A 13,088-nucleotide genomic window follows, 5' to 3' on the forward strand; every position below is an offset into this window, starting at 1 on the left:
TGAGTTGAGAGATATGGTATGTTACCTTGTTCAATAGGATGGTATGATAGAAAGTGGGGTGAATTTAATTATGACAAACGAAACTACCAATGAGACCACGAATGAGCCGGTGAACGGTGAAGCGGAAGCTGCCGGGCAGGCCATGACCGAAGAGAATTGGAATGAGCTGCTCAAGGCTGTTTTTCATAACGGCATTGTAGCGCTCAAAATGAGCTTCAGCGATGTGGAAGGACAGGTGCTGAACCTGGACAACTACGGGCCGGTATTTGTATTCCGTGTGAAGGATAAAGATAACGCTGATTATTACTGCGGCTTCTTCCTTCGTGAGCTGGCTGCCCGGTTCCAGTCCGGCAACAGTCCGGAGATCTGGATGGCCTCCTTCTTCCACGAGCTGATGAAGACCAAGGGAGGCAACTCCATGCCTAAGCCGCTCGCCAGTGAAGAGGAAGCCAAGGCCGCTGTCGATAATGTGCTGGTTCCGATGTGTATCGCCGCTGTAACGGAGGAGTTCGCACCGGAGCAGGTGCATGCCGGCCTGGCCTGGAACGAGGAGCATGGACCGGTCTTTGAAGCAGGCTTCCCTGCAATCACGGACGGAAATAACGTATGCGCTATCCCGCTCCATCTGTTACTGACGCATCTGCAGCTTAACCGTGATCCTTCGGAGCTGCTCGTGCAAGGGATGTATAAGATCCGCGAAGAGCACGGACTCGAGTAGTACGACAATCAAGGTATCATCTTTGCAAAAGCATGAACCGCCTCCGTTGGAGAGCGGTTTTTTGCTGTGTTTGGTCTGACAAGGCAGTGTTCTACGAAAGGCCAGCCCCCTCTTTCCCCCAGGTTCGCTGAATTGTCAAATTTCTGGTTCTTCCGGGAAGCAAAAACGATATATATGGGATGTAGCAGAAGAAGGCGCTGCCATTATCCATGTCCGAAACCGGTTGGGAAAGGTTTCAACTGCACGAACGTACGCGTGCATTGAAATAAGGCTGGCCATTTTGAAATCAATAGAGGAGGGCAATAATGCTTAAAAGAGGTAAATTCTTAAGTCTGTTCATGCTGTTCACGTTATTCATCGCACTGGTCCCTGCGGGGAGCGCAAGCGCAGCAACCTGGAATCTGGACTGGAGCGATGAGTTCGACGGCTCCTCCCTGAACACCGCTAACTGGACGGCTGAGATTGGCACAGGTACCGGCGGCTGGGGCAACAATGAATTGCAATACTATACGAACCGTTCACAGAACCTGAAGGTTACCGGCGGCAACCTGGTCATCACGGCACAGAAAGAATCCTATGAAGGCATGAATTATACCTCGGCGCGGATTAAGACACAGGGACTCAAGAATTTCACCTATGGCAAAATCGAAGCCAGAATCAAGCTGCCTTCCGGCCAGGGATTATGGCCTGCGTTCTGGATGCTCGGCTCCAATATCAACACCCCGCCCGGCTGGCCTGCCTGCGGTGAGATCGATATTATGGAGCGGGTAAATAATAACGCTGCCGTCAACGGTACGGTGCACTGGGATGCAGGCGGCCATGCTGAATTCGGAAGGGTATCCGGTAATCTGGACTTCTCCCAATACCATGTATACAGTGTGGAATGGGATTCGAAGTACATCAGATGGTTCGTCGACGGCAACCAGTTCAATGAATTCTATATTGAGAACGGAACCGGCAATACGGAGGAATTCCAGAAACCGTTCTTCCTGCTGCTGAATCTTGCGGTAGGCGGCAACTGGCCTGGTGCTCCGAATGGAGCTACCCCCTTCCCGGCGCAGATGCTCGTGGATTATGTGCGGGTGTATCAAGCGGGCGCTCCTTCGAGCGGAATTGTCAGCGGCGGAGTCTACACCTTGATGAACAAGGCAAGCGGCAAGGTACTGGATGTGACAGATGTTTCTACAGCAGACGGGGCCAAAATGCATCAGTGGACCAATTACACCGCCGCCAATCAGCAATTCAGAGTGGAGAGCACGGGAGACGGCTTCTACAAGCTTACAGCGATGCATAGCGGCAAGCTGCTGGATGTGCCGAATGCCTCCACGGCAAGCGGAGTCCAGCTTCAGCAGGCGAATGACAACGGCAGCAACGCCCAGCGGTGGAGTATCATCGATGTGGGCGGCGGATATTACAAGCTGATCTCCAAAGCCAGCGGGCTGGCCATGGATGTCTCTAACTCCTCTACCGCAGACGGAGCGGTCGTGCAGCAATGGACGGATAACGGAACCGACGCCCAGAAATGGAAGCTTATTAAAATTAATTAGGAGCGGACGAAGCAGAGGAATGCTTATACTGCTGTAAAAGGGCTTAAGAAGGGAGAAGCCCCGCAAGCCTGTCGGCTGGGCGGGGCTTCTTGCTGTTTGCGGCAAGTTTCTATTTCTTTGAGAATAGCTCGATACTTTGCGTCTCCAAAATTGGATTCCAAATGCGCTCAACCGATAGGGTAAGCGGCTGCGGGTAATCTGCGGCTTGACTGTCAAAAGATAAACTCATCTCACCGGTTCCCGTACCATCTCTAGAGATCGAGGTGCCGCCAAAATTGGTAAGTGGAGTTTCCCGATTCATCCTATTATGCACCTGGCCGTCCGCATCGGTGAATTTGTCGGCCAGTTGTGCGCCGATGTACTCCGCCTGTACTGCCCCTTGCGAATCGGTATAATAAGACAGGCCGGTCACCTTGCGCCGGAGCAGAATCTCTGCCGCTGTTGCAGAATGTTCCTTCTTGGAGGTGACAATTTCAAAACCGTTTGCCGGTGCTTCAATCACTTGCTGCTTGTTCAGATCGACCACAAATTTCATACGGTCCGGCTCCAGCGCCGAGATCCCGGCAATCTTCAGCGTGGTGGAGTCCGGCTGGTTAAGCTGGGTATACCTGAACACCAGCGTTGCCTGAGAGTGGTCTTTGTACACCTCGGAATTATCGGCCGTGATTCTGCCCGGATAAACCAATTTCTCGGTTTGACTCCCGGTCGTTGCGATCAGAACAGGATTCAGCAGGCTGAAAATCTGTTTGGTGTTCGCCTCGTCATACTCCAGATCGACATAAGTATTGAACGGAGTATACTGCACTTGGCGCACTTTGATCTTTTGACCGTCCACGGTAAGCGTGCGATTCACAGGCAGCGTGTGCTCCTGGTCTTTGAACCTGCCCGGATCAAGCTGAAACGATACCTCCAGGCCGGTCCGATACTTGTTGCTGCTGGAAACGAGCGCCTGATCGGACGTTCCGGTTAGAATTACAGTGAACTTCAGATCCTTGGAATCAGTGATGGAAGCCGGATAATTAGTGGAATAAATAAAGTCCTTGCTTCCGCCGGGCGGAATCCGGGAGTCGCTATCGTACGCCATTTCCAAGGCTGCGCCCCGGTGTGGATATGGAACCTCAAAATCACCGAATTGAATTTTCGTATCCGCAGGTATAATTTCTGTATCCGAATCGTTCTGCACGCTGAACAGGATATACACTTTACGGCCATCCGTGACGGCGCCATCCACATCCATGCGGTATCCATTGTTTGTTGCGCTTTGACGGACCGGCTTTACCAGATTTCGTTCCAGGATGTCGCCAACCACCCGGTTCGTTAATGGCTGTTTGCGATAGTCCGCAAAATCATTCCAGCTTGTGGTACTGGCCGCCTGCACTGAACCGCCGAGGACCGAATCGTCTGTACCTTCGGCCGGCAAGCCGATGGATGAGACAAGCACAAAAATGGCCGCGGCCGCGGCTAATACGGCGCCGGCCCCATAGGAATAGAAACGCCGTTTGCTGCGTTTTTTCCCTTGCGCCATTCCGCTGCGCATTGCATTATGAATTTTCAATTCCTGAATCTCCTCTGCATGAAGATGGACCTCCTGGGCATCCTGTTTCAGGACACGCTCTTCTTTTTCCAACATTTCTGTCACCTCCGATTTGCTCACAGATATTTCCGCAACAGCCTAAGTCCTTCACGCAGCCAGGTTTTGATCGTGCCTTCGGGCTTATTCAGTACCTTGGCAATTTCAGTGGTCGTCATATCCTGGTAATACTTGAGCATCACAGCATGCCGGTATTTCGGCTTCATCCGGCTCATCGCCCGCTCCAGATCGAGACGGTCGCTGCTCCTCATCTCCTGGGGCTCCTCCTCCAGTTTCTCTGTCAGCACAACGCGTTTTTTACGCCTTAGCTCATCCATGCAGCAGTTGATGGTAATCCGGAGCAGCCATGGTGTGAAGGCCTGCTCGTTTTTGAGCTGTTTACGCTTCATCCAGGCCCGGCACGAGGCTTCCTGCACCGCTTCCAGGGCATCTGCTTCTGAGCGCAGATAGCTGTACGCGAGTGCATACAGTTTACGGTGCTCCTTTGCAAGCCGCTCATAGAACACCTCTTCATCCATCAGCGCCAGATCTGCTGTATTGGCTTTGTTCATTGTCTTCCCCCCATTCACCATCCCCTCTTCCTTATTGTGTTGGTCTATGGAAGAAGTCGTCCTTTAAATATGTTTTCATAAGTAAGACGGAGCTAACCGGAAAAACGATTGATTTTTATTAAAACACATATCAGATAGGCCAGCCAGCACTACTATAATTATCCAGATTTGTGGTACTGTTAATTGTAAGCGCTACGATTGTGGCGGAGAACGGGAGGCGGTCGATATGAAAGGTTCTCGAAGCTCCAGGCTGTATCTGCTCCTGATCATACTGTGTATAGTGCTGGGAGGTTGTTCACGGAACTCAGGCGAGGACCCTCAAGGGGCAGCTGAAAAGGTTGAGACGGCACCGCTGCAAAGCCCGGGCGTACAGAATCTGGTTTTTCACAGTGAGGCCCTGGACCGGGAGATGCGGCTCAGTGTCTATCTTCCTACAGGGTACAATGCCTCTCAGCGTTATCCGGTTCTCTATTTCATCCATGGCTACGGCAGCCGGGAGACGGATATTTTTGACGGACTGAACCTTCAGCAGAATGCAGAACGACTGATTGAGGCCGGTCAAATCGAGCCGCTCATTATCGTCGCTCCCCAGATGGACAACAGCTACGGGCTGAATGCTGTAGCTAATCCGGGTGATCCCGCAGCGCTGGGCGGTGAACGGTATGAGGATTATCTGGTCAAGGATGTTGTGGAGTATACAGATTCACATTTCAAAACTCTGGCTGAGCGCGATTCCCGCTATATTGGCGGTATATCGATGGGTGGTTTTATCAGCCTGCATTCGGCGTTTTTGCATAGCGATGTCTATAGCAGGGTTGGCGGGCATAGCCCGGCGCTGTTCTTGGATGACTGGTCTCTTGCCGGAGGCGAGAACGGCCTGGTCCAGTTTCTCTATCCGACGGAAGCGCTGCGGCAGGAGCGTGACCCGCTTCTTTTGGCGCAGAACAGGGACTTATCGAAGTTGAGTATCTACCTGGACTGCGGGGCGGAGGATAGCTACCGGTTCTATGAAGGCACGGAGCAACTGTATACCCTGCTTAAGGAGAAGGGCGTGCCGGTAGAATATCACCTCAGAGCAGGCCAGCATGACGGGGACTATTGGAAGAGCCACATGGACGAATATTTGAAGTTCTATGCCGGGAGGACAGATGGATCATGACGCTTAGGAATTACACATTGAATTTTGAAAAGCTGTGTGCTACATATAAGTTGGGCTTACTGAGTGGTGTGCCGGAGCAAATCTTCGGCGGTTTCCTCCACCGGATGTATCGTGTGACCACGAATCAGGCAGAGTATGCAGTGAAGGCGCTTAACCCGCAGCTGATGCGGAAGGAAGCTGTGATGAACAATATGATAGCAGCCGAAAAGGTAGCCATGCTGGCCCGCAGCCAGGGAGTGAACGCACTTTCTGCACTGCTGAATGAGGGAAGCTGTATCTTTGAACCAACCCAAGGGAGATGAAGCCGAAGTGGAAAAGAATAAAGTTACCTATGAATCGGTGGACCAGTATATTGCCGCCTTTGCGCCGGAGATCCAGGAGCTTCTGCAGAGCTTGCGTAAGGTCATTTCGGAAGCTGCGCCGGAGGCAGTGGAGAAGATCAGCTATCAGATGCCGACCTGGTTCCTGCATAAGAATCTGGTGCATTTTGCCGCCTACAAGACGCATATTGGGTTCTACCCGGCACCTAGTGGAATCGAAGCCTTCAAGGAGGAACTGGCGCAGTACAAAGGAGCCAAGGGTTCGGTGCAGTTTCCCATCAAGGAGCCGCTCCCTTATGAGCTCATTACCAGAATCGTCAATTACAGAGTGGAAGAGAATCAGCAGCAGGCCGCAGAGAAGCGGAAGAAGAAGTAAGAGGACGGGCTCATGTCGATCCAATTTAAAATAAGGGGCTGTCCCGAAGCCGTGAACTGGCTACTTGGGACAGCCCCTAATAGTTGACGCTGTGCTTGATGGTGAACGTAACATAATTGTATTTCGTGCAATTAAAAACCGGAGAAAAAGCAAATCTTCCGGGATAACTGCAGTTTGTACAACTAATAATGTGACTGCGGGACATTTTTCAATAAATAAGGATATATAGTTGCACAGACTACAGCTAAAGCTCCCGCAACTCAAATTTCGCTCACTTTAGTTGTACAAACTACACTTAGTTAATCCCGCCAATGTCGGCTAGTCGCAGTATTTGCATGCAGTCACGAGAATGGCGGTTACTCGCAGCATTTACATTCAATCACGCCAATAGCGGTCAGACGCAGCATAGCCGCAGGTCTTGTAATTTGTAACCTGGAGGAAGAGCAGCTTGAATTCAGGTCCAGCCCCTGCCCTACAGCGCCTTATCGTCTATGCTGTTCAGCCAGGCCTCAATCTCTCCGATGACGGAGCCGATGCAGCCATCCTCGAACGGGGAGGTTAATCCGGCAAGCTTCACCAGCTCCGTGAAGGAGCGGCTGCCACCGGCCTGGCAGAGCTTCAGATAATCCGGCCAGGCCGAGGTGAAGTCCTCGTTCGAGCGTTTCCAGAACTGGAAGGCGCAGAGCTGGGCCAGGGTATAGTCGATATAGTAGAACGGGGAGCGGAAGATATGAGCCTGCTTGTGCCAGAAGCCGCCTTGCTCCAGATAAGCATTACCGTCATAGTCACGGTGCGGCAGGTATTTCCGTTCTATGTCCCGCCAAGCCTGTTTGCGTTCCTGCGGCGTAGCTTCCGGATGCTCGTACACAAAATGCTGGAATTCATCGACAGATACGCCATAAGGAATGAACTCCAAACTGTCCGCCAGGTGGTTGAAACGGTACTTGTCCGCCTCCTCCTTGAAGAACAGGTCCATCCATGGCCAGGCGAAGAACTCCATACTCATTGAATGAATCTCAGCGGCTTCGGAGGTCGGGAACGTATATTCAGGAACCTCCATATTCCGGCTGGAATACGCTTGGAACGCGTGCCCTACCTCATGGGTCAGCACGTCGATATCGCCGGAGGTTCCATTGAAGTTGGAGAAAATAAACGGAGCACGGTAGTCGCTGAAGAAGGTGCAGTAGCCACCGAATTCCTTGCCTTTTTTGCTGACCAGATCCATCAGCCCGTTCTCCTGCATGAAGCTGAAGAATTCACCGGTCTCCGGGGACATCTCCTGGTACATCTTCGCACCATTCGCCACGTTCCAGTCCGGGTCTCCCTTAGGGGTAGCGTTGCCGGAATTGAACTTAATACCCTCATCGTAAAATTTCAGTCCGTCCAGCTGAAGGCGTTCGCGCTGGCGCTGCTTCAGCTTCCCCGCAACCGGTACGATATGCTCATGCACCTGCTTGCGGAAGCCTGCTACCATCTCAGCATTATAATCGGTACGTCCCATCCGGTCATACCCGAGCTCCACGAAGCTCTTGTATCCCAGCTTGGCAGCGATTCCCGCCCGGACCTTCACCAGCTCGTCATAGATCCGGTCGAATTCGGGTTCATGCTCTGCCATGAAGGCATTACGGGCTTCGAATACGCCTTTGCGAACTTCACGGTCCGTGGAAGAATCGAACGGAATCAGCTGTGCCAAGGTGCGTTCTTCGCCCTGAAACATGATTTTGGCGGACGCGATCAATTGGGAGTATTCGGAGGACAGCTTATTCTCCAGCTGCAGATCTTCAATCACTTCAGGGCTGAAGGTACGCAGTGAGATTTCGGCCAGGCTTAACAGCTGTGTTCCCCATTCCTGCTCGAACTCGGCTCTGTACTTGGAGTTGACGAGGGCTCTGTAATAATCCGTGATGTACTCCTGAATTACCGGCCCGGTCTCGTCCATGTAATCCTGCTCTGCCTTGTAAAATGCATCCTCCGTATCGATGGAGTGGCGGACACTCACGAGCGTCTCCATCGTATCGAAGCGGCTGCGCAGCTTATTAATTGCTGCCACGGCAGCTTTTTGCTCCTCCAGATTGCCTGTCTCCAGGTCCTTCAGCAGCGTGGTGAACTCCTGCTTGAATTGCTCCACATCCGGGCGTTCGTATACATATTCTGAGAATTTCATTTGCTGTATCGCATCCTTTCTTTACCATATAGATTCTATTATATAATCGGCGCCCGCAAAAAACTAATGTTCAGGCCGTAAAGTTTGATTATAGCTAATTGTGGGTGCAGCAGCGTCTAGTGGTTGAATGGATATGGGAATTATTCTAGAATAGAGGTAATCTGCACCAATTCTAGAATCCCGGGAGGTGATGACCCATGTTTCGGATGAGTCAGTATGTGAACGGCACGCTCCATGCAAAGCCTGTGAAATAACTAAGGCGAAAGCTTGGCATGGAGCGGATTTATTCGCCTGTAGTATGTTTTAAGAAATACAGTTATTTATACACAGGCTTTGCCCTTAAAAGATTAATATATTTTAAGGAGCGAGCCAGAGATGCAATGTATAAATGCAGCAAAGCTATTGCCAGACCACCTGCTGAAGGAGATTCAGCAATATATTCAAGGGGAAGCCCTGTATATTCCAACCTGCAAGAGCAAACGCCGAAAATGGGGTGAAAGCTCAGGAGCAGCCGATTACTATAAAGTCCGCAATGCTGAGATCCGTAGCCGCTTCCAAGAAGGTGCAGAGTTGTACCAATTGTGCGAGCAATACGGGTTATCCATCGACAGCATCCGCAAAATTGTATATTCCAAGAACCCGCAGAGCTGATCTGCGGTTTTTTTGCTGCTCAGATGATACGCCATTATCGACTGAATCCTCTAAATTAGGCGGAACCATTAGAAGTGTAGCCAATTGCAGACGAGGTTGCGGACTGAGATTCCGTTATTGCAGCTTGAACCCGCTAGAGTGCAGCTTGCGCAAAGACCATTGTATAAGTCATTTTACAAAAATATACTGTATCTGTAGGGAGAGAAGGCAGGAGGCGGTGGCGGTGAAAATCACGATTGAGCAGGTGCCGGAGGGCGGGGAGCCTGAAATTATTCTCAGGTGCAACGACCCGGATGAAGCCTTGCTGGGGCTGATCTACTCGGTGAACGCAGGCGCAAGGAAGCTGATTGGTATGAACGGGCTGCAGATGCACATCATCCATCCGCATGAGGTCTATTATTTCGAGGCGGTGGATCATAAGGTGTTCATCTACTGCCAGGAGAAGGTGTATGAGTCAAGGCTGAAGCTGTATGAGCTGGAGACGGAGTATGAGTCTGGAGATTTTTTCAGGGCATCCAAATCCAGTATTCTGAATGTGGCCAAGATCGAGTCGCTCCGCCCGGTGCTCTACGGAAGATACGAGGCGCTGCTGCACAACGGTGAGAAGGTCTACATCTCCAGACAATACGTCCCGGTGCTCAAACGGAAGTTAGGGTTATAGCTGTGCTGTCCAAACTTGACTAGGAGGAAAACTCATGATTACAACCAGAAAGTATGTGTCTTTGTTCGTGAAGGATCTGCTGGTGGCTTGCGGGGGTCTGATGGTGCTCGCGGCGGTTGTGCTGGCTCTGAACTCAACGGAGATGATCCGGGGCTCGCTGCTGGTGCAATTGTTCCTGGGGGCTGCGGCATTTACCTGCTTCCGCTATGCGCTGGTGAATACGTATGAGGTTGATCCCAAAGTGCAGACGATCAGCTTCTACCTCTGCTTCATCCTTGCTGATGTGCTGGTCATTCTCTGGCTGTGGCTGTTCGCGGATGGCCCGCTGATGGATAAGGGAGTGCTGGTGCCATTCGTCATTGTCATTCTGGTGGTCAAAAGTATGGTGTACGCGATGATGCACATCGACGGGAAGCGGGAAGCCAAGCAGCTTAATCAGAAGCTGTATGAGTATAAGCAGGACGGGGAGCAAAAAGAAGAAGAGCTTTAGGAATCTCTGGTGATAGGGGTTATGAAAGCCATCTTGGAGGGGAAGCGGCCCGGGTGGCTTTTTTGGTGCTAAGTAAGGTTGGGGATTTCTGTTACCTTTTGCAGACTGAACCGTAATAAGCCAAATGCTATACATAATCTTCCATGGAGATGATCTTATGCTGCTTCACAAGGTATCCCTGACAGAAATGATGAGCCGGATTCACGAACCCGGATATTCACCCGAAACTGTGCTTGACCCGTACTTGGAGCGTTACAGACAGGTTGAGCCGCATATCCATGCATTTGTCCCTGAGGATGAGGCTGAAGGGCGTCTGGATTCGGAAAAGGCTCTGCTGCAACGTACCTACAGCGGAGATGAGCGTAAACCGGCCCTCTTCGGCATTCCTGTGGGCATTAAGGATCTGCTGCATGTAGACGGCCTGCCGACCCGGGCGGGATCACAACTATCCGCTGAGCTGTTAGCCGGTGCCCAGGGATCTCTGGTCGCTAAGCTGCGTGCCCTAGGGGCCGTGATTGCAGGCAAGACGGTGACCGAGGAATTCGCTTATAACGGGCCGATTGCTACGCTTAATCCGCATAATACCGGGCATACTCCAGGAGGTTCCAGTGCAGGCTCCGCCGCAGCGGTGGCTGCGGGGCTCTGTCCGCTGGCAGTGGGCACACAGACGCTGCGTTCGGTGATCGCCCCGGCGTCCTTTTGCGGAGTGGTCGGCTTCAAGCCCAGCTACGGGAGGGTTCCGCTGGATGGGGTGCTGCTGTTCTCGCCGTCTTTTGACACAGTAGGGTTCTTCACACAAAACCTGCCTGATATGGAGGCTGCGGCGGCCTTGCTTGTCCCGGACTGGGAGGCTCCTGCTGCCCCAATGCCCCGCAAGCCGGTTCTGGGTATTCCCAAGGGAGTCTATATGGAGCTGATGAGCGCGGAAGTCAAAGGGCTGTTCGAGGCTCAGATCACAGGGCTTGAACAGCTTGGATATGAAGTCCGTTACGTCCAAATGCCGTGGGAGGATGAACTCATCTACGGAAATGCGATGCTGCGTTTCATTGAGGGCGAGCTGGCACGGGAGCATGAGCATAGATTCGCGGAGCATAGAGCGGAATACGGTCTTCCCGTGCAGGAAGCGATCCTTAGAGGGCAGCAGATTCCGGAGGAGGAGCTGGAGCAGTACCGAACCCGGCAAAGGGAGCTGAGGCAGGATCTAATGGAGCTTATGGAACAAGAGGGAATCGATCTGTGGGTCTCTCCGGCCCAAGGGGGGACTGCGCCGAAGATTGAGGAGCGGAATACGGGCTGGGCAGGGATGCCAGCAGTCTGGGGCTTCGCGGGAGTGCCCACGGTCAGTCTGCCTGCGGCAACGCTTGAAGGCATGCCGCTCGGCTTCCAGTGTATAGGAAGATATGGAGAAGACGAGGAGTTGTTAGCTTGGGCACGGCAGCTATGGCCGTGTCTGGCGGGTGAGCAACCGCTCCCCGTGAAATAAGGAGCGGTTACCGGTTGGTTACGGTGCCGGTTATTTTGTTTTGGGGTCCCCGCAAAGTACCTGAATATCATCGAAGCTAAAGTCTCACTTTGTGGGGTTTCTTGGGGAAGCAGCGCCGCTTCAGGAACCGTACGTCGATCTCCCCGCTGCCGCCGGTATTCGGCTTCAGGCGGAGGGGGAAGGCGTTACGCTTCAGCAAGAGCTTCACCTGGCGCGGCGTGAGACCAGGCGCAAGCTGGAGCAGCTGCGCGGCGGCACCGGACACGATGGGCGTGGAGATGCTCGTGCCGGACAGCTTGAAATACCGCTTGCCGACCTTATTGCGCGGCAATTCACGGACCAGCTGGGAGCCGGGGGCACGCAGCGAGATCACTGAATCGCCGGGGGCGACCAGATCCGGCTTCACCTTGCCGCCGGGAGCGGGCCCGCGGCTGGAATAAACGGCGATCCGGTCATCCTTCTGCGTCAGCGTCCGGCGGTCATTGACGGCTCCGACGGTGATCGCGGAGGGGCTGATCCCGGGGGACTCAATAGTATGGCGCCTGGGGCCGGCATTACCGGCGGCGATGACTACGGTGAGCCCGGCTTTGACGGCTTTTTCAACGGCCTGGACGAGAAGGTCATCCTTGACATGCGGAGCCACCGGTCCGCCGAAGGACATGGAGAGGATGCGCAGCTTCAGCTTTTTGCGGCGGGTGATGCAGTATTCAATTGCCTTGATAATGGTGGAGTCATAGCCGTCCCCATACTTATCCAGCACCTTGATTCCGACAATCCCCGCTTCCGGCGCGGGTCCCCGGTACTTGCCCCGGCTGGACCAGCCGTTACCGGCGGCATCCCCGGTGATATGCGTGCCGTGTCCATTGTCATCATACGGGCATTTCCGGTGATTGATATAATCCTTGAACGCCAGAATGCGGTTCACCGGCCGGGTCAGATCGGGATGCGGATAGACTCCGGTATCAAGTACAGCGATGTTGATGCCTTTTCCGGTAAGCCCTCTTGAGCGTCTAACCGCTGTAGCGCCTATGGATGGAGTTGCAATGTTGAGCGTAGCCTTCTTGATTCCATCCAGATAGACTTTGTGGACTCCGTTCCAGCGGCATACGTGTTCCAGACATTTCAGGGATACCTGTGAAGCCACAGCCTGGTGCAGCCGCAGATGATGCTTGACCGGGAGGACATGCCGTCCCAGATGCGTCCTTAGTTCGCGGAGTCCCGCCGGAGTAATCGGTTGTCTGAACTGTATGATCACCGGTATAGCAGCATTTGCAGTACTAGTGGAATAGGCACTGCGGATCTTATGCTTCAGGGGCCGGTTGAGCTTGGGGGCGTGACGCCTGACCCATGATGGTACACTCTTCATAATGTAATCAC

Annotated in this window: 13 protein-coding genes; 9 read left to right on the forward strand and 4 right to left on the reverse strand. The window is 52.9% G+C overall.

Features of this window, described 5'->3' with window-relative positions; all coding sequences use genetic code 11:
- Positions 1–70: 70 nt before the first annotated feature.
- Together NYE26_RS08825 and NYE26_RS08830 are read left to right on the forward strand one after the other, a co-directional pair.
- The gene (locus NYE26_RS08825; protein WP_339255161.1) at positions 71–718 is read left to right on the forward strand and encodes a hypothetical protein; all 648 of its coding nucleotides are present in this window, start codon (positions 71–73) and stop codon (positions 716–718) included.
- Between the two features lie 305 nt (positions 719–1,023).
- Positions 1,024–2,265 carry an RICIN domain-containing protein gene (locus NYE26_RS08830; protein ID WP_339255162.1) on the forward strand — a complete coding sequence of 414 codons (1,242 nt, stop codon included), beginning with the start codon at positions 1,024–1,026 and terminating at the stop codon, positions 2,263–2,265.
- A gap of 109 nt (positions 2,266–2,374) precedes the next feature.
- Here NYE26_RS08830 and NYE26_RS08835 read toward each other — a convergent pair whose 3' ends face one another.
- Complete coding sequence (locus tag NYE26_RS08835; protein ID WP_339255163.1) at positions 2,375–3,895, reverse strand: DUF4179 domain-containing protein; 1,521 nt, start codon at positions 3,893–3,895, stop codon at positions 2,375–2,377.
- A gap of 20 nt (positions 3,896–3,915) precedes the next feature.
- Positions 3,916–4,407, reverse strand: coding sequence for a sigma-70 family RNA polymerase sigma factor (locus NYE26_RS08840; protein ID WP_339255164.1), 492 nt, complete (start codon positions 4,405–4,407; stop codon positions 3,916–3,918).
- A gap of 226 nt (positions 4,408–4,633) precedes the next feature.
- Here NYE26_RS08840 and NYE26_RS08845 point away from each other — a divergent pair, with 226 nt between their 5' ends.
- From NYE26_RS08845 to NYE26_RS08855, 3 genes are read left to right on the forward strand one after another with little or no spacing between them, the layout of a single operon-like run.
- Complete coding sequence (locus NYE26_RS08845; protein ID WP_339255165.1) at positions 4,634–5,566, forward strand: alpha/beta hydrolase-fold protein; 933 nt, start codon at positions 4,634–4,636, stop codon at positions 5,564–5,566.
- 50 nt (positions 5,567–5,616) lie between these two features.
- Positions 5,617–5,868, forward strand: a complete 252-nt coding sequence (locus NYE26_RS08850; protein WP_339255166.1) for a hypothetical protein — start codon at positions 5,617–5,619, stop codon at positions 5,866–5,868.
- A 7-nt stretch (positions 5,869–5,875) separates the two neighbouring features.
- On the forward strand, positions 5,876–6,262 hold the full coding sequence (locus NYE26_RS08855; RefSeq protein ID WP_339257410.1) for a DUF1801 domain-containing protein: 387 nt from the start codon (positions 5,876–5,878) through the stop codon (positions 6,260–6,262).
- Positions 6,263–6,734: 472 nt separating this feature from the next.
- Here NYE26_RS08855 and NYE26_RS08860 read toward each other — a convergent pair whose 3' ends face one another.
- Complete coding sequence (locus tag NYE26_RS08860; RefSeq protein WP_339255167.1) at positions 6,735–8,426, reverse strand: M3 family oligoendopeptidase; 1,692 nt, start codon at positions 8,424–8,426, stop codon at positions 6,735–6,737.
- 375 nt (positions 8,427–8,801) lie between these two features.
- Here NYE26_RS08860 and NYE26_RS08865 point away from each other — a divergent pair, with 375 nt between their 5' ends.
- The 4 genes from NYE26_RS08865 (at position 8,802) to NYE26_RS08880 (ending at position 11,711) form a co-directional block, all read left to right on the forward strand.
- Complete coding sequence (locus NYE26_RS08865) at positions 8,802–9,077, forward strand: CD3324 family protein (RefSeq protein ID WP_209874583.1); 276 nt, start codon at positions 8,802–8,804, stop codon at positions 9,075–9,077.
- Positions 9,078–9,300: 223 nt separating this feature from the next.
- Positions 9,301–9,738 carry a LytTR family DNA-binding domain-containing protein gene (locus tag NYE26_RS08870; RefSeq protein ID WP_036725417.1) on the forward strand — a complete coding sequence of 146 codons (438 nt, stop codon included), beginning with the start codon at positions 9,301–9,303 and terminating at the stop codon, positions 9,736–9,738.
- 34 nt (positions 9,739–9,772) lie between these two features.
- Positions 9,773–10,228, forward strand: a complete 456-nt coding sequence (locus NYE26_RS08875) for a hypothetical protein (RefSeq protein ID WP_036725414.1) — start codon at positions 9,773–9,775, stop codon at positions 10,226–10,228.
- 157 nt (positions 10,229–10,385) lie between these two features.
- Positions 10,386–11,711 (forward strand): amidase, encoded by a 1,326-nt coding sequence (locus NYE26_RS08880; RefSeq protein WP_339255168.1) that lies wholly within the window; start codon positions 10,386–10,388, stop codon positions 11,709–11,711.
- 76 nt (positions 11,712–11,787) lie between these two features.
- Here the strand turns inward: NYE26_RS08880 and NYE26_RS08885 are convergent, their stop codons facing one another.
- Entirely contained in the window at positions 11,788–13,077 is a 1,290-nt protein-coding gene (locus NYE26_RS08885; protein ID WP_339255169.1) for a S8 family peptidase, read from the reverse strand.
- Between the last annotated feature and the right edge of the window lie 11 nt (positions 13,078–13,088).

The sequence above is a fragment of the Paenibacillus sp. FSL P2-0136 genome, assembly GCF_037975325.1.
Classification (GTDB): Bacteria; Bacillota; Bacilli; order Paenibacillales; family Paenibacillaceae; genus Paenibacillus_AQ; species Paenibacillus_AQ silagei.